This window comes from Cellulomonas sp. P4_B5_2, from assembly GCF_056402235.1.
Window position 1 is genome coordinate 1 of the sequence record NZ_JBFUHU010000124.1, and the last position, 14,682, is coordinate 14,682.

At 73.9% G+C, this 14,682-nt stretch carries 16 protein-coding genes and 1 pseudogene; 11 read left to right on the top strand and 6 right to left on the bottom strand.

What is annotated here, in order from left to right:
* Positions 1 to 407, top strand: a 407-nt coding sequence (locus AC1DUQ_RS10705) for a helix-turn-helix domain-containing protein (RefSeq protein WP_477073773.1), incomplete at its 5' end; no start/stop codon positions are given.
* 4 nt (positions 408 to 411) lie between these two features.
* On the opposite strand, the gene AC1DUQ_RS10710 is transcribed toward AC1DUQ_RS10705, so the two are convergent.
* From AC1DUQ_RS10710 to ald, 4 genes are read right to left on the bottom strand one after another with little or no spacing between them, the layout of a single operon-like run.
* A complete protein-coding gene (locus tag AC1DUQ_RS10710) occupies positions 412 to 1,755 on the bottom strand; it encodes a M20/M25/M40 family metallo-hydrolase (RefSeq protein ID WP_477062852.1) in 1,344 nt (447 codons plus the stop codon).
* A 39-nt stretch (positions 1,756 to 1,794) separates the two neighbouring features.
* On the bottom strand, positions 1,795 to 3,879 hold the full coding sequence (locus AC1DUQ_RS10715; RefSeq protein WP_477073774.1) for a M3 family metallopeptidase: 2,085 nt from the start codon (positions 3,877 to 3,879) through the stop codon (positions 1,795 to 1,797).
* A 37-nt stretch (positions 3,880 to 3,916) separates the two neighbouring features.
* On the bottom strand, positions 3,917 to 4,921 hold the full coding sequence (locus AC1DUQ_RS10720; protein ID WP_477073775.1) for an NAD-dependent epimerase/dehydratase family protein: 1,005 nt from the start codon (positions 4,919 to 4,921) through the stop codon (positions 3,917 to 3,919).
* A gap of 9 nt (positions 4,922 to 4,930) precedes the next feature.
* Positions 4,931 to 6,049, bottom strand: a complete 1,119-nt coding sequence (gene ald, locus AC1DUQ_RS10725) for an alanine dehydrogenase (RefSeq protein ID WP_477062849.1) — start codon at positions 6,047 to 6,049, stop codon at positions 4,931 to 4,933.
* 109 nt (positions 6,050 to 6,158) lie between these two features.
* Between ald and AC1DUQ_RS10730 the strand changes: the two genes are divergently transcribed.
* Positions 6,159 to 6,671, top strand: coding sequence for an Lrp/AsnC family transcriptional regulator (locus AC1DUQ_RS10730; protein ID WP_477073776.1), 513 nt, complete (start codon positions 6,159 to 6,161; stop codon positions 6,669 to 6,671).
* Here AC1DUQ_RS10730 and AC1DUQ_RS10735 read toward each other — a convergent pair whose 3' ends face one another.
* Entirely contained in the window at positions 6,672 to 7,571 is a 900-nt protein-coding gene (locus tag AC1DUQ_RS10735) for an aminoglycoside phosphotransferase family protein (protein ID WP_477062847.1), read from the bottom strand.
* 155 nt (positions 7,572 to 7,726) lie between these two features.
* On the opposite strand from AC1DUQ_RS10735, the gene AC1DUQ_RS10740 reads away from it, so the two are divergent.
* From AC1DUQ_RS10740 to AC1DUQ_RS10755, 4 genes and pseudogenes are all read left to right on the top strand, one after another.
* A complete protein-coding gene (locus tag AC1DUQ_RS10740; protein ID WP_477062846.1) occupies positions 7,727 to 8,632 on the top strand; it encodes a matrixin family metalloprotease in 906 nt (301 codons plus the stop codon).
* Between the two features lie 123 nt (positions 8,633 to 8,755).
* Complete coding sequence (locus AC1DUQ_RS10745) at positions 8,756 to 9,400, top strand: alpha/beta fold hydrolase (RefSeq protein ID WP_477062845.1); 645 nt, start codon at positions 8,756 to 8,758, stop codon at positions 9,398 to 9,400.
* A 97-nt stretch (positions 9,401 to 9,497) separates the two neighbouring features.
* Positions 9,498 to 9,758 (top strand): annotated as a pseudogene (locus AC1DUQ_RS10750) (Y-family DNA polymerase); the annotation flags it as partial.
* A gap of 112 nt (positions 9,759 to 9,870) precedes the next feature.
* Positions 9,871 to 10,647, top strand: coding sequence for a DinB/UmuC family translesion DNA polymerase (locus AC1DUQ_RS10755; protein ID WP_477073777.1), 777 nt, complete (start codon positions 9,871 to 9,873; stop codon positions 10,645 to 10,647).
* Here AC1DUQ_RS10755 and AC1DUQ_RS10760 read toward each other — a convergent pair.
* Positions 10,640 to 11,062, bottom strand: a complete 423-nt coding sequence (locus AC1DUQ_RS10760; protein WP_477062843.1) for a ChaB family protein — start codon at positions 11,060 to 11,062, stop codon at positions 10,640 to 10,642. The genes AC1DUQ_RS10755 and AC1DUQ_RS10760 overlap by 8 nt on opposite strands.
* A 214-nt stretch (positions 11,063 to 11,276) precedes the next feature.
* Between AC1DUQ_RS10760 and AC1DUQ_RS10765 the strand changes: the two genes are divergently transcribed.
* The 5 genes from AC1DUQ_RS10765 to AC1DUQ_RS10785 form a co-directional block, all read left to right on the top strand.
* On the top strand, positions 11,277 to 11,720 hold the full coding sequence (locus AC1DUQ_RS10765; RefSeq protein ID WP_477062842.1) for a transferase: 444 nt from the start codon (positions 11,277 to 11,279) through the stop codon (positions 11,718 to 11,720).
* Between the two features lie 36 nt (positions 11,721 to 11,756).
* Positions 11,757 to 12,440, top strand: coding sequence for a helix-turn-helix domain-containing protein (locus AC1DUQ_RS10770; RefSeq protein ID WP_477062841.1), 684 nt, complete (start codon positions 11,757 to 11,759; stop codon positions 12,438 to 12,440).
* 85 nt (positions 12,441 to 12,525) lie between these two features.
* Positions 12,526 to 13,656, top strand: a complete 1,131-nt coding sequence (locus AC1DUQ_RS10775) for an epoxide hydrolase family protein (protein WP_477062840.1) — start codon at positions 12,526 to 12,528, stop codon at positions 13,654 to 13,656.
* Between the two features lie 84 nt (positions 13,657 to 13,740).
* The gene (locus tag AC1DUQ_RS10780) at positions 13,741 to 14,352 is read left to right on the top strand and encodes a dihydrofolate reductase family protein (RefSeq protein ID WP_477062839.1); all 612 of its coding nucleotides are present in this window, start codon (positions 13,741 to 13,743) and stop codon (positions 14,350 to 14,352) included.
* 4 nt (positions 14,353 to 14,356) lie between these two features.
* Positions 14,357 to 14,682, top strand: a 326-nt coding sequence (locus AC1DUQ_RS10785; RefSeq protein ID WP_477073778.1) for a DNA glycosylase AlkZ-like family protein, incomplete at its 3' end; no start/stop codon positions are given.

The window sequence follows — 14,682 nt, forward strand, 5'->3', positions numbered from 1 at the left end:
CGCTCCCCGACCGCGAGTACGAGCTCGCGGCGCGGCTGCTGGGCGACGCCGTCGCGGAGTCGGCGCGATCGGGGACGCCGGTGATCGACGCGGTGAACGGGGCCTTCGCGGCGTACGGCGAGGCGGCCGGACGGGCGGCCGCGCCGACGGGATCGGACGGGGACGCGCTCGGCACGGCCGTCCGCGTGCTCGCCGAGCACGGCTACGAGCCGCGCCGGACCGAGGACCACGTCGACCTGCACAACTGCCCGTTCCACGCGCTCGCCCAGGTGCACACCGAGCTCCTCTGCGGGGCGAACCGCTGCCTCGTCGCGGCGCTCGCCGACGGGATCGCACCCGACCGGCTCGACGCCCGGCTCGAGCCGCGGCCCGACCGCTGCTGCGTCGTCCTCGACGCGCGCCCGTAGCCGCTCAGCAGGTCCGCAGGAGCCGGTCGAGCACGCGGGTGCCGAAGCGCAGCGCGTCGGTGGGCACGCGCTCGTCGACGCCGTGGAACATGCCGGCGAAGTCGAGGTCGGCCGGCAGGCGCAGCGGCGCGAAGCCGTAGCCCTTGATGCCCAGCCGAGACAGCGACTTGTTGTCCGTGCCGCCGGACAGCGTGTACGGGAGCACGGTGGCGTCCGGGTCCTCGGCCAGCAGCGACTCGACCATGCGGTCCACCAAGTCGCCGCTGAACGGCACCTCGAGGGCGGTGTCGTGGTGGATCCGCTCGATCCGCACGTGCTCGCCGGCCAGCTCCGTGACGGTCCGGACGAACTCGTCCTCGAGGCCCGGCAGGTAGCGGCCGTCGACGGTCGCCTCCGCGGAGCCCGGGATCACGTTGGCCTTGTAGCCGGCGGTCAGCTGGGTGGGGTTGGTGGTGTGGCGCAGCGTGGCGCCGACGAACTTCGACGCGGGGCCGAGCGCGGCGACGAGCCGGTCGACGGCCGCCGGGTCCTCCGGGTCGAACGGGAGCCCGGTGAGCCGGGCGACGCCGTCGAGGAGCGCACGCACCGTCGGGGTCAGCTGCAGCGGCCAGGGGTGGCGACCGAGCCGCGCGACCGCCTCCGCCAGGTGCGTGACCGCGTTGTCGGTGTTGACCTGGCTCCCGTGCCCGGCGCGGCCGTCGGCCACGAGCCGCAGCCACGACAGGCCCTTCTCCGCGGTCTGCAGCAGGTAGGCGCGGTGGCCGTCGACGTCGACCGAGAAGCCGCCGACCTCGCTGATCGCCTCCGTCGCGCCCTCGAACAGCTCCGGGCGGTGGTCGACCGCCCAGCGCGCACCCAGGCTGCCGCCGGCCTCCTCGTCCGCGAACATCGCGACGACGACGTCACGCGCAGGCCGGCGGCCCTCCCGGGCCATCTGCCGCACGACGGACAGGATCATCGCGTCCATGTCCTTCATGTCCACGGCGCCGCGACCCCAGACCAGGCCGTCGGACTCCTGCGCGCCGAAGGGGTCCACGGTCCAGTCCTCGGCCCGCGCCGGCACCACGTCGAGGTGCCCGTGCAGGACGAGCGCCGGCCGGGTCCGGTCTGCGCCCTCGAGGCGGACCACCACGTTGGCCCGACCCGGGGTGCTCTCGAACAGCTCGGGGTCGAGGCCCACCTCGGTGAGCAGGCCCATGACGTGCTCAGCGGCGGCGCGCTCCCCCGGTCCCGAGTCGTCGCCGTAGTTCGACGTGTCGATGCGGATCAGGTCGCGGCAGATCTGCACGACCTCGTCCTGCGCGGTCACGGTGACGGGCGTGCCGGAGGCCGGGTGGGTGACGGGCATGCCGTCCACCGTACCGGCCSCCGGGACAGGCTCCGCCGCTCAGTGCGCGGAGGCCCCGAGCAGGCCGCGGCGGGCCAGCAGCGGGTCGATGAGCGGGTCGCGACCGCRCAGGTCGCGGAACGCCTGCATGGGGTCGAGCGAGCCGCCGCGGGAGAGCAGCCGTGCCCGGAACGTGTCGCCGTTGGCCCGGTCGAGACCGCCGTTCTCGCGGAACCACTCGACCGTGTCCGCGTCCAGCACCTCGGACCAGATGTACGAGTAGTAGCCGGCCGAGTAGCCGCCACCGAACACGTGGTTGAAGTAGGTGCTGCGGTAGCGGGGCGGCACGGGGGCGTAGTCCACGCCGGCGCGCTGCAGGGCGGCCGCCTCGAACGCCTCGACCTCGTCGACGTCCGTCGGCACCTGGTCGGGCGTCAGCCGGTACCAGGCCTGGTCCAGGAGCGCGGCGGCGAGGTACTCCGTCGTCGCGAACCCCTCACCGTCCTGCCGGGCTGCCAGCAGGGTGTCGATCCACTCCGCCGGCATCGGCTCGCCGGTCTCGTGGTGCAGCGCGAACGACCGCACGATCGACGGCTCCCACGCCCACATCTCGTTGACCTGCGAGGGGTACTCGACGAAGTCCCGCGGCACCTCGGTGCCGGACTGCGACGGCCAGCGGACCGCGGAGAACAGACCGTGGAGGGCGTGGCCGAACTCATGAAACATCGTGATGAGCTCGTCCCACGTGAGCAGCGTGGGCTCGCCCGGTGGCGGCTTGGGGATGTTCAGGTTGTTCACCACCACGGGCCGCTCGTCCAGCAGCGTCGACTGGTCCACGAGGTTGTTCATCCAGGCGCCGCCGCGCTTCGACTCGCGCGTCCAGTAGTCGCCCAGGAACAGGCCGAGCCCGCTGCCGTCCGCGTCGAACACCTCGAAGACGCGGACGTCCGGGTGGTAGCCGACGAGGTCGTGGCGCTCCGCGAACGTGAGGCCGTACAGCTCGGTGGCGGCGCGGAACACCCCGTCCGCCAGCACGCGCTCGAGCTCCAGGTACGGGCGCAGGACCGAGTCGTCGAGCGAGCGCCGCTCCTTCTTGACCTGCTCGGCGTAGAACTGCCAGTCCCACGGCTGGAGCTCCGCGCCGGGGTGGTCGTGGTCGAGCGCCTCGGCGAGGTCCGCTCCCTCGGCGCGCGCGTTGGCGACCGCCACAGGCGCGAGCCGCTCGAGGATGTCGGCGACCGCCTCGGCGGTCTTCGCGGTCGCGTCCGCGGCGATGTACTCGGCGTGGTGCGCGTACCCGAGCACCTGTGCGCGCTCGGCCCGCTTGCGCGCCAGGCCCAGCAGAGACGCGCGCGTGTCGTGCGGACCGGAGGTACCCCGGCCGGCTGAAGCCCGGAACACCCGCTCGCGCAGGGCACGGTCGCGAAGCACCGCCAGGGGCGCCTGCTGCGTGGGCAGGGCCAGCTCGAGGAACCAGCCGTCGTCGTGGCCGCGGTCGCGCGCCGCCTTCGCAGCGGCGGCACGGGCGTCGTCCGCCATCCCGTCCAGCTCGTTCTCGTCCGTGACCAGCACCCCGGCCGCGTTCGTCGCCGCCAGCACGTCCCGTCCGAACGCGGTCTCCAGGCTCATGATCTCGGCGTTGAGGGTCCGCAGCCGGTCCTGGGACGCGTCGTCGAGACCCACCCCCGAGCGCACGAACTGCGTGTGCGTGCGGTGCAGGAGCCAGGCGGTGTCGGGCTCGAGCTCGAGGGCGCCGGAGTCGACGTCGGCCTGGAGCGCCGAGATCCTCGCGAACAGCCTGGGGTCCAGGTAGATCGCGTCGTGGTGGGCCGCGAACAGCGGCGCGATCTCCTCCTCGATCGCCTCGATCCCGGGCGTGGAGTCCGCGCTCGACTGGTTGTAGAAGCTCACGGCCGCGCGGTGCAGCAGGCGTCCGGACCGCTCGAGCGCCTCGAGGGTGTTCTCGACGGTCGGCGGGGCCGGATCGGCCGCGATCGCGTCGATCTGTGCGCGCTGCTCCGCCATGCCGGCGAGCAGGGCCGGGCGGTAGTGCTCCTCGCGGATCTGCGCGTGGTCGGGAAGGCCGTACGGAAGGGTGGACGGTGCGCCGAAGGGGTTGTCGGCGGCGAGGTCGGTCTGCTGCATGGCGGCAATCATCGCCGAGCTTCGCGGCCTCCGCTCGTCACGACGACCGCGCCAGGTAGGCGTCCTCGGCGGCGTACGCGAAGAAGTCGCCCATCGCCTCCATCCGCACGAATCCGGGGAACGCCTCCCGCCAGTCACGCGCCGACGCCGCCTCGACGAGCCACTCGACGCACGCACCGACGGTCTCCTCGTAGCCGCCGGGAGCCACGTACCCGAGCTCGTCGGCAGCGCGCTGCAGGTCGAGCACGACCGGTCGCGGGACCGCCCAGGGTGTGAGTCCCACTCCGTCCACGGGGTCGCCAGGCACGGTGACCAGCCGTGACGTGACGCCCATCGTCGCGTCGACGGCGGCGGCGATCTCGGCGACCGTGAGCGCGCGCGGGTCGGCGGCGTTGAGCACCCGGTGGCCCTTCCGCTGTGCCGCGAGCCGGACGAGCTCGCCCAGGACCACGGTCGCCGTCGTGTGGAACCGGCTCGCCCCGTCGTACGCGAGCACCCGCACGTCACGCCCGTCGAGCACCCGCTTCACGAACGTCCACTCGCGCGGCTGGATGCAGCCCGGGCCGTGGATGGCCCCCGGCCGCAGGATCGTCGTCGGGACGTCCGAGGACGCCCACGCCTGCTCGAGCGCGACCTTGCCCGTGGCGTAGGAGTCGCGTCCGGGCGGGACGGTCGGCTGGTCCTCGGTGAGCGGGACCGGGAACGCGGCGAACTCGTCGGTCTCGAACCCGCTCCCCGCGGCGTCGACGTACACCGCGGCGCTGGAGATCACGACGGCGGACCCGATGCGGTCCGCCCTCGCGAGCAGCGGCGCCGCCTGCCGGTCGTCGTACGCCACGACGTCCACGAGCACGTCCACGCCGTCGGCCAGGGCGTCGTCGAGCGCGTCCGGATCCTGGCGATCACCGAGGACGAGCTCCGCCCCGCCGASGTCCACGGGGTGGCGGGCGAGCACCCGCACGTCCCACCCGTCCGAGAGCAGCGCGGGCACCACGGCCCGGCCGATCTGTCCGCTGCCACCGATCACCAGGGCCGTCGCCATGGAGCGAGGCTAGGCGAGGGCGCTGGTCCGGGTCGCGTGCGTCGGGTAGCCGTGCGCCTGACCGACCGCCGCGTTGTAGAGCTCCCCGGCGTGCGTCGTGAGTCCCGCACCGAGCGCGGGGTCCGCCGCGACGGCGGCCGTCCAGCCGAGGTCCGCGAGCGCGCTCAGGTACGGCAGGGTCACGTTGGTGAGCGCGCGGGTCGAGGTGACGGGGACGGCGCCCGGCATGTTCGCCACGCAGTAGAAGACCGAGCCGTGCACGCGGTAGGTGGGCTCGTCGTGCGTGGTGGGGCGGGTGTCCTCGAAGCAGCCGCCCTGGTCGACCGCGACGTCGACCAGCACGGAGCCGGGGCGCATGCGGGACACCAGCTCGTTGCTGACCAGGTGCGGTGCGCGCGCGCCGGGGACCAGCACGGCGCCGATCACCAGGTCGGCGTCGAGCAGCTCGCGCTCGACGGCGTAGGCGCTGGAGGCCACGGTGCGCACGCGCCCGCCGAACGCGGAGTCCGTGTCCCGCAGGCGCGGCATGGACACGTCGAGCACCGCGACGTCGGCGCGCATGCCCACGGCGATCTCGGCGGCGTGCCGGCCGACGACCCCGCCGCCGAGCACCACCACCTTCGCGGCGTCGACGCCGGGCACCCCGCCGAGGAGCACTCCCGAGCCGCCCTCGTTCTTCATCAGGTGGTACGCCCCGACCTGCGTGGACAGCCGGCCGGCCACCTCGCTCATCGGCGCCAGGAGCGGGAGCGTGCCGTCGGGCAGCTGCACGGTCTCGTAGGCGATCGATGTCGTGCCCGCGGCGAGCAGCGCGTCGGTGGCCGGACGGTCCGCGGCGAGGTGCAGGTAGGTGAACAGGAGCAGGTCGTCGCGCAGGTACCCGTACTCGGACGCCACCGGCTCCTTGACCTTGCAGACGAGGTCGGCGCTCCCCCACACCTCGGCGGCCTCGGCGACCACCTGGGCCCCGGCGGCGGCGAACTGCTCGTCCGTGATCGCCGAGCCGGTACCGGCACCGGCCTGGACCAGCACCTGGTGACCCGAGCCGACCAGCTGGTGCACGCCTGCTGGCGTCACCGCCACGCGGTACTCGTGGTTCTTGACCTCGCTGGGGATGCCGACCTTCATGGTGGTCTCCGTCCGGGGTGGTGTTCTGCAGATGCCTCGATTCTGAACTTCCTGTGTTGCGAACGCGTGACGACGATCCAAGATTCGCTATGTTCACCCCATGTCGATCATGGATTCGCCACAGCGGCCGTCGACCGGTCCGCACCGAACCGCGTTCGGCACCGTCGTGCTCGACGACGTGGACCGCCGGCTCCTGAGCGAGCTCGAGCGCGACGGACGGATCTCCAACAAGGAGCTCGCCGCCCTGGCCGGCATCGCCCCGTCCACCTGCCACGCACGGGTCCGGGCGCTGCGCGAGTCCGGCGTGCTCCGCGGGTTCCACGCCCAGGTGGACCCCGAGGCGGTCGGCCGAGGCCTGCAGGCGATGATCGCCGTCCGCCTGCAGCCGTCGGCACGCGCACGGCTCACCGAGGTGGYGCACCGGTTGGCGCAGCGGCCCGAGGTGCGGGACGTGTACCTGCTGGCGGGTGTCGACGACGCGCTCGTGCACGTGGCGGTGCGGGACTCCCCCGAGCTGCGGGCCTTCGTCCTCGAGCACCTGAGCACCCGGCCCGAGGTGGCCCACACGCAGACGAGCCTGGTGTTCGAGCACGTGCACGCGCCCGGCACCGCCTCGCTCTGATCAGGCGAGCAGCCCGCCCCAGACGGCCGCCTGGTCGAGGCTGCGTCGGGCGCCGGGCTCGTCGCGCAGCTCGTCCCACACCCACAGCGCCGACTCGGTGCACCGCGCGAGCCCCCACGCGCCGACACGGTCGGGGTCGAGGTCGAGCATCTCGGCCATCAGCTCGATCCGCGCGCGCAGGACGGTGGCGGGGTCGGGGTGAGCGAACGGGTCGTCCACCTGCTCGAGCAGCGGCCACAGGTCGTACGCCGGGTCCCCGCGCAGGGGCTTCGGGTCGATGGCGAGCCAGCGGCCGTCACCGCCGGCCAGGATGTTGCCGGGGTTGAGGTCGCCGTGCACGAGCACGTCCGACGCACCGGGGAGGCTGCGCAGCAGGTCCGCCGCGACCCGGACGTCGACCCCGTGCCGGGAGCCGCGCTCCTCGAGCAGGTCCGCCCACCCGGAGCAGACCTCCCGCATGTCCGGCACCTCGATGTCGGTCCGCGCGGACCACAGTGCCCGCGCCACCGAGGCTGCGGTCGCCAGGCGCTCCTCGGCCGATCCGGGTGCCACGCTCAGAGCCGTGCCGGGACGGACCCGGTCCACCAGCAGGGCCCAGTCGTCCCGCTCGAACCCGAGCAGCCCGGGGACGCCGTGCCCGTGCCAGGCGCGCAGGGCCGCCGCCTCGTGCCGCGCCTCGTCGTGCGGGAACGAGATCTTCAGGACGACGGGCCGCCCGTCCCGGAGGGTTCCCGGCGCGCACCACGACGCGGCGCCGCTCGTGAACGGGTCGTCGAGCGTGAGCTCCCACCGCCCGGTGGCGCGCTCGACGAGGTCCGGCAGCCGGTCGATCCAGGCGCGGCCGGCGGCGGTGCGACCCAGCCCGTCCCACAGGATCACGGGGACGACGAGACCGGTCACGCCCTGCTCCTCCCCCGGTCCCGCTCCTGGCACCGACGCGACGCCAGTATCGCCGCCGTGGACACGTTGCTCCTGCCGGGTGAACGCCGGGCCCCGGGCGGCACCGTGTGCGATCCTGCGCGCACCGACGGGCACAGCGACAGAGAGGGCACGGCGTGAGCGCTGGCGAGCCGCAGGGGCTCAATCCCTGGGTCGGCGCGCGCGGCGAGGACCCGTTCCCGGTCCTGCTGCCCCATCCCCGCGGCCCGGCCGAGGAGCGTGTCGTGCGCTTCCTCGGTCCGGCGGTGCGCGTCCGGCGCGGGCCGAGGCTCGGCTTCCTGCTGGTCATGGCCCTGATGGTCGGCGGGCTGTTCCTGGGGGGTCAGTGGTGGATGTCGACGTCGTCCGCGTTCGGGCCTCCGTCCGGATGGGAGGAGGAGGCCCAACCACTGGGCACCCCGCCGCCGGTGCCCGCCACGCCGGGAGTCTTCGCCTTCACCGGGCTGCAGCCCGAGGGCGGCGGACCGATCACGTACAGCCCGTGCCGACCCATCCACTACGTGGTCCGGCCGGACGGCGCTCCCCCTGGCGGCGAGGAGCTGGTCCGAGGAGCGATCGCGAGCGTGTCGGCCGCGACCGGCCTCCAGTTCGTCGACGACGGCGCGACGCAGGAGGCCCCGAGCGCCGACCGCAAGGCCTACCAGCCCGACGCGTACGGTCGCCGGTGGGCACCGGTCCTCATCGCCTGGTCCACCGCCACCGAGTCCCCCGACCTGGCCGGTGACGTCGCGGGGGTCGCCGGCTCGGCCTCGGTGACCCGCGCGGGGCGCTCGGTCTACGTCACCGGGTCCGTCACGCTCGACGGCGACGACATCGGGGCGCTCGCCGCGGTGCCGGCCACCCAGGCCACCGCCCGCGGGATCGTGACCCACGAGCTGGCGCACCTCGTCGGGCTCGACCACGTCGACGACCCCACGCAGCTGATGTACCCGAGCACCCAGCTCCACGTCACCGAGCTCGCCGCGGGTGACCTGACGGGCCTCGCCGCCCTCGGCGCCGGCGAGTGCGCGCCGCACCTCTGACCGAACTCTTCACACCGGGCGTGCAGCTCCACCCGGGCGCCTCCCAGGTCGCACGCGTACGCTCGCCAGAGGCCACCCCCGCCTCTGCCCCTCGAGGAGTCCCTCATCCACCGTCGACCCATCGTGCTGGTGCACGGCACGCGGACGTCGTCCGTCATCTGGCGACGACAGGTGGAGGCCCTCGAGCGATCGGGTCACCGCACGATCGCCCTGGACCTGCCCGGGCACGGGCTGCGGGCGCACGAGCGCTTCAGTCTCGCGGGCGCGCTGGCCGCCATCGACGACGCCGTGGACTCCTGCCCCGAGCCTCCACTGCTGGTGGGCCTGTCCCTCGGCGGCTACACGAGCCTGGCGTACGCGCGCCAGCACGAGGACAAGGTCGCGGGCGTCGTCCTGGCGGGATGCTCGACGGAGATCAAGGGCAAGCCCTTGAACGCGTACCGGCGCGCCTCCGGCATGCTCACGCGCGCGCTGCGGATGGGCGGTCCCGACTGGCACGTGGTGACCGACATGCTCACGGAGCTCGCCGGGTACTCCCCGCTGGCGGACCTTCGTCGCACCGCGGTGCCCGTCTGGCTGGTCAACGGGCGGCGCGACCCGCTGCGGCTCGACGAGCGCCGGTACCTCGACGCACGTCCCGGCACCCGGCTCACCGTCGTCCCGCGCGCCGGCCACGACGTCAACTCGCACGCGCCCGTCGCGTTCAACCGCATCCTGCTCGACGCGCTGCACGAGCTGCGCAACCGCGGCGGACTCGCGATCGCCTGAGCGCGCGCGGCGCAGCAAGGCGCCCACCGCCAGGCACAGTAGGGGTGTGGACCCCGCGCAGCTCGCCGACGCCTCGCGGCTGCGCACCCGTGCGACCGTGCTGCACGCCGACGCGGACTCGTTCTTCGCGGCGGTCGAGCAGCGCGACAAGCCGTCGCTGCGCGGCCGCCCGGTGCTCGTCGGCGGCACCGGGCCCCGAGGCGTCGTGTCCACCGCGTCCTACGAGGCACGCCGCGCCGGCGCACGCTCGGCGATGTCGATGAGCAGGGCGCGCCGGCTCAGCCCGGCGGCCGCGGTCCTGTTCCCCCGGTTCGAGGCGTACTCGGCGTACTCGCGGATCATCATGGCCACGCTGGGCACGCTGTCGGAGCTGGTCGAGCCGCTGAGCATCGACGAGGCGTTCGTCGACCTGGAGGCGGGTCCCTTCGCCGACGACCCCGCCGGCGCGGCCGCGGACGTCCGGGCGCGCGGTGCCCGGCATCGGACCGGCGACGGCGGCGGCGCTCGAGCGGCTGGACGTCCGCACGGTGGCCGACCTGCGCCGGCAAGAGCTCGACGTCCTGACGATGACCGTCGGCGAGTCGTCCGGGGTCAACCTCTTCCGGCTGGCCCGCGGCATCGACCTGCGCCCCGTGGCACCCGGCGGCGAGCGCAAGTCGGTCGGTGCGGAGCGCACGTTCGCGGAGGACATCTTCGGTGCCGAGCTGATCGCGGCCGCGATCGACCGGGTGGCCGACGAGGCGCTGCGTCGGCTGACCGCGCACGGCGGCGGCGCGCGGACCGTCGTCGCGAAGGTGCGGTTCGCCGACTTCACCACCCTGACCCGGTCGGTCACGCTCCCCCAGCCCTCCGCCGAGCCCGCCGAGCTCCGGGCGGCCGCCCACCAGGCCGCGCGCGCCGCGGGGATCAGCGACTCCGTGCGGCTGCTCGGGGTGTCGTTCCATAACCTGTCCGCGCACGCGCAGCTCACCCTGCCGTGGGGCGACGACGAGCCCGCTCCGGATGTCGACGACGACCTCGACGACACCCCGGCGACCCTCGGCCTGCTCACGGAGGAGAACGCGCGACCCGGCCTGGACGTCGAGCACCCGAGCCTCGGCCGCGGCTGGGTGGTGCACGTCCGCGGTCGGCAGGCGACCGTCCGGTTCGAGAGCGTGGACACGCCCCCGGCACGATCACAGGTGCTCGACCTCGACACCGACCCGCTGCTGCTGGTGCCGCCGCTGCCCCCTGAGGGGGTCACCTGAGCACCTGACGGCTCCGTCGGTCGTTCTCCCGGTCGATGGCCTCGACCAGCTCGGCCTTGCTCATCCGCGAGCGCCCGTCGATCCCCAGCTCCTTCGCGAGGTCGTACAGGTGCGCCCTGCTCGCGTTGGCGTCCACCCCGCCCGCCGTCGGGGCGTCCGAGCCGTACCCCTCCTCGGCGCGCCGGTCGGACGGCCCGGACTCCGCCTTGGGCCGCCAGCTGTCGCCGACCTTCTCGTGGGTGTGCTTGAGCGCGGCGAACGCGACGCGGTGCGCTCGCTCCTCGTCGCCGTCGTACTGGTCGATCGCCGCGTCGTACGCCTGCGCGTACGTGCGCTGCGCCTTGGCGTCGGAGCGCTGCAACGTGCTCGGCAGCTCGCTCTGCTTCGCGTCCCCGGATCGTGTCGTCTTGGGCACGGTGCACCCCCTCACGTGTCTCCTTGCGACGATCGTGGTCCGCCCACCGCGGCACCGCCACCGCGCCCGCAGGCCGTGGGCCGTTGGTCACTGGTCCGCGGGGCGGCTCCCTCGGACGATGGATCTGTCCCTGTCAGCCGGTCGCCGGACGTCCGCGCCCTCGGGGGCCTCGGGCGACGGCGCCCGAGCCGCCGCGACGACCGGGAGAGCAGACGTGTCACGCAGCAAGGCGCAACCCAGGCCCGGGCACGTCGAGATCGAGAGCGCTCACGGCAGGGTGGCCGCGTACGCGCGGCACCCGAACGGCGGCGGGCTGGTCGAGGTCACGGCGCGCGTGCACGTGGGCGCGACCGTGCACGAGTCCGCGTACGTCGAGGCCGGTGCGGTCGTCGGCGACGGCACCCACATCGGCGCCAGCAGCTGGATCGACTCGGACGTGATGATCGGCGCGCGCGTGCACATCGGCCGCAACGTCCACCTCGGCGCGGGGTCGCGGATCGCCGACGGGGCTCAGATCAACGCCGGAGCCCGCATCGGCGAGGCCGCCGTCGTCGCCACGGGGGCGCGGGTGAGCACCGACACCGTGGTCCCGCACGGGGCGGTCGTGCTCGGGCCCGCCCGCCGGTCGCCCCGCTCGGACTTCGGCACCGCCGCCTAGGTCCACGCCGGACGGGCCGGTCTACGCTGGGCGGGCATGAGCTTCCTCTACGAGGAGCGCACCTCGCCGTCCCGCTTCGTCGACGTCGTCTGGCACACGGTCGACACCACCGACGGCACCTATGTGGCGTCCGCCGACGCGCGGTGGGACATGATCTTCACCGTCATGGGCAACGCCCACCGCGTCCTGCTCAGCGGTCCGTCCTCGCAGCCGACCCTCGTCCGCTACACCGCGGGCAACCGGAACCTCGGGATCCGCTTCGCTGCGGGCGCCTACTTCACGCACGTCCCCGTCGAGGCGATGCGCGACCAGACCGTCGAGCTCCCGATGGCCTCCCCCGCGAGCTTCGTCCTCGACGGGACGCGGTGGCCGTTCCCCGGGACCGACGACGACCGCGTCGAGGACCTCATCGGGTTGCTGGCCGGGCGCGGTCTCCTGGCGCTCGACGACGTGGTGGACTCCACGCTCGCCGGCCGTCCGGTCCCGCTGTCCACCCGCAGCGTCGAGCGGCACTTCACGCACTCCACGGGGATGAGCCCGCGACGCGTCCGGCAGATCGCCCGGGCACGCGAGGCCGTCGGACGGCTCCAGCACGGCACCGGCATCGCGGACGTCGCGCACGCCCTCGGCTATGCCGACCAGTCCCACCTCACGCGCGACCTCAAGCGGCTCACCGGGTACACCCCCGCGCAGTCCCAGGACCGCGACGAGCCCGTCTGAGTGTCGCCCGGGTTCAAGACACGGCGCCCCCTGGCGTGGCTGACTCACCAAGTCGGACACCAGCACGAGGGAGAGGACGCACGCCGTGGACATCCGACCGTACGAGATCGCCATCCCCGCCGCCGAGGTCGACGACCTGGCCGAGCGGCTCACCCGCACCCGATGGCCCGCCGACCTCACGTCCGGGTGGGAGCGCGGCACCCCCGTGTCCTACGCACAGCGTCTCGCCGAGCGCTGGCGCACGTTCGACTGGCGTGCGCAGGAGGACCGGCTCAACCGGCTGCCACAGTTCCTCGCCGACGTCGACGGCCAGCCGGTCCACGGCCTGCACGTGCGATCGAGCCAGGACGGCGCCACGCCGCTGCTCCTGTGCCACGGCTACCCCGCGTCGTTCGTCGAGTTCGCGACGCTCGCACCCGCCCTCGCCGAACCCGAGGACGGCGGCCCGGCGTTCCACGTCGTCGCGCCCTCGATCCCCGGGTTCGGGTTCTCCACCCCGCTCGCCGGCCACGGGTGGGACCTCGTCCGGACCGCCTCGGCGTTCGACCGGGTGATGGTCGGGCTCGGCTACGACCGGTACACGGTCTTTGGCGGCGACGTCGGCGCCGGCATCAGCGAGCAGCTCTGCCTCGATGCGGGAGACCGCGTGATCGCCTCGCTCGTGTCCACCGATCCCGGGGCCATCGCGACCGCGTACACCCCGCCGACCGACCACCTGACCCCCGAGGAGAAGGAGCGGCACGAGGCCCTCAAGGCGGCGCGCGCCGAGGACTTCGGCTACCTCCAGGTCCAGACGACCCGGCCGCTGAGCGTCGCCTACGGGCTGACCGACTCGCCGGTCATGCAGCTGACGTGGATCGCGGAGAAGTTCCAGGAGTGGACCGACCCGTCGCGCGAGCTGCCCGAGGACGCCGTGGACCTGGACGACCTGCTCACGCTGGTCAGCGTGGCGTGGTTCGGCCGCGGTGGGGACGGCGGCGCGAACCTGCTCTACGAGGCCGCGCACGCCCCCATGGCGTGGGGGCGCACGCACGACCGCCCGCAGGGCATGGTGGCGTTCGGTGAGGAGCCGCTGATGCGTCGCATCCTCGATCCGCACGGGCATCTCGCCTACTGGGCCGAGCATCCGCGGGGCGGTCACTTCCCCGCGATGGAGCGCCCGCAGGAGCTCGCCGGGGACATCCGGGCGTTCCTCGCGTCGGTCCCGGTGGGCTGAGGGTCTGTCGGGATGTGGGTGGTGTGCGGTCTGATCGTGTCGGGCGGTCGCGTGGGCGGCCGCTGACGACCCAGGAGGACCGCGATGGCGACGATCGTCTCGACCCTGTTCATCTCTCTCGACGGCGTCGCCGAGATCGACCCGGCGTGGCACTTCCCCTACTTCGACGAGAACATGGGCGCCGCGGTCGGCGAGGACTACGAGGACGTGGACGTGCTGCTGCTCGGGCGCGTCACCTACGACAGCTTCGCGGGCGCGTGGCCGGAGCGGGAGTCGGCGGGCGGCCAGGACGCCACGTTCGCCGCGCAGCTCGGTGACGTCCGCAAGGTGGTGGCGACACGCGGTGCGCAGGAGCTGGGCTGGCGCAACGCCGAGGCGGCACCGGACGTCATCGCCGCCGTCACGGCGCTGAAGGCCGACCCCGGCATCGGGAAGGTCCTCGTCGCCGGGTCGATCTCCGTGGTCCGCCAGCTGCTCGCCGCCGGACTCCTCGACGAGCTGCGCCTGCTGGTGCACCCCGTCGCCGCGCGCGCCGGCGAGCGGCTGTTCGACGACGGCGAACCCATCTACCCCCTGCGGCTGCTGCGCTCGGACGTCTTCCCCACAGGGGTCGTCCGGCTCGTCTACGCGCCGAGCCAGCTGCCGGGAACCCAGGGGTACGACGACGTCACCGACAAGGTGCCCGGTGCCGCCTGACCGCGTGACGTGGCCCCAGGCGCTCGCCTGGCGCATGCGACGACAGCTGCTGGACCCGATCGGCGACGCGACGCCCGCCGAGGTGGTGCGGACGCTGGGCGCCGTCCCCGCGCAGAACGACGCCTCGACGGAGCTGGCGATCGGCGCCCGGCAGCGTCGCCCGGAGCCGGGCGCGGTGGCTCGCGCGATCGCCGAGGGCGCGCTCGTCCGCACGTTCGCGTTCCGCGGCGCCGTCCACCTGGCGACGCCCGAGGACGYCGGCGTCTACCTCGCGCTGCGCGCGTCCAGCCGGATGTGGGAGCTGCCCAGCTGGCGGACCTACTACGGGCT

Bases quoted from the DNA above. Each gene is read 5' to 3' on its own strand.
- AC1DUQ_RS10710 (WP_477062852.1), bottom strand. From the start codon at position 1,755: ATGCCCGTCACCCACCCGGCCTCCGGCACGCCCGTCACCGTGACCGCG.
- ald (WP_477062849.1), bottom strand. From the start codon at position 6,049: ATGAAGGTCGGCATCCCCAGCGAGGTCAAGAACCACGAGTACCGCGTG.
- AC1DUQ_RS10770 (WP_477062841.1), top strand. From the start codon at position 11,757: ATGAGCTTCCTCTACGAGGAGCGCACCTCGCCGTCCCGCTTCGTCGAC.
- AC1DUQ_RS10780 (WP_477062839.1), top strand. From the start codon at position 13,741: ATGGCGACGATCGTCTCGACCCTGTTCATCTCTCTCGACGGCGTCGCC.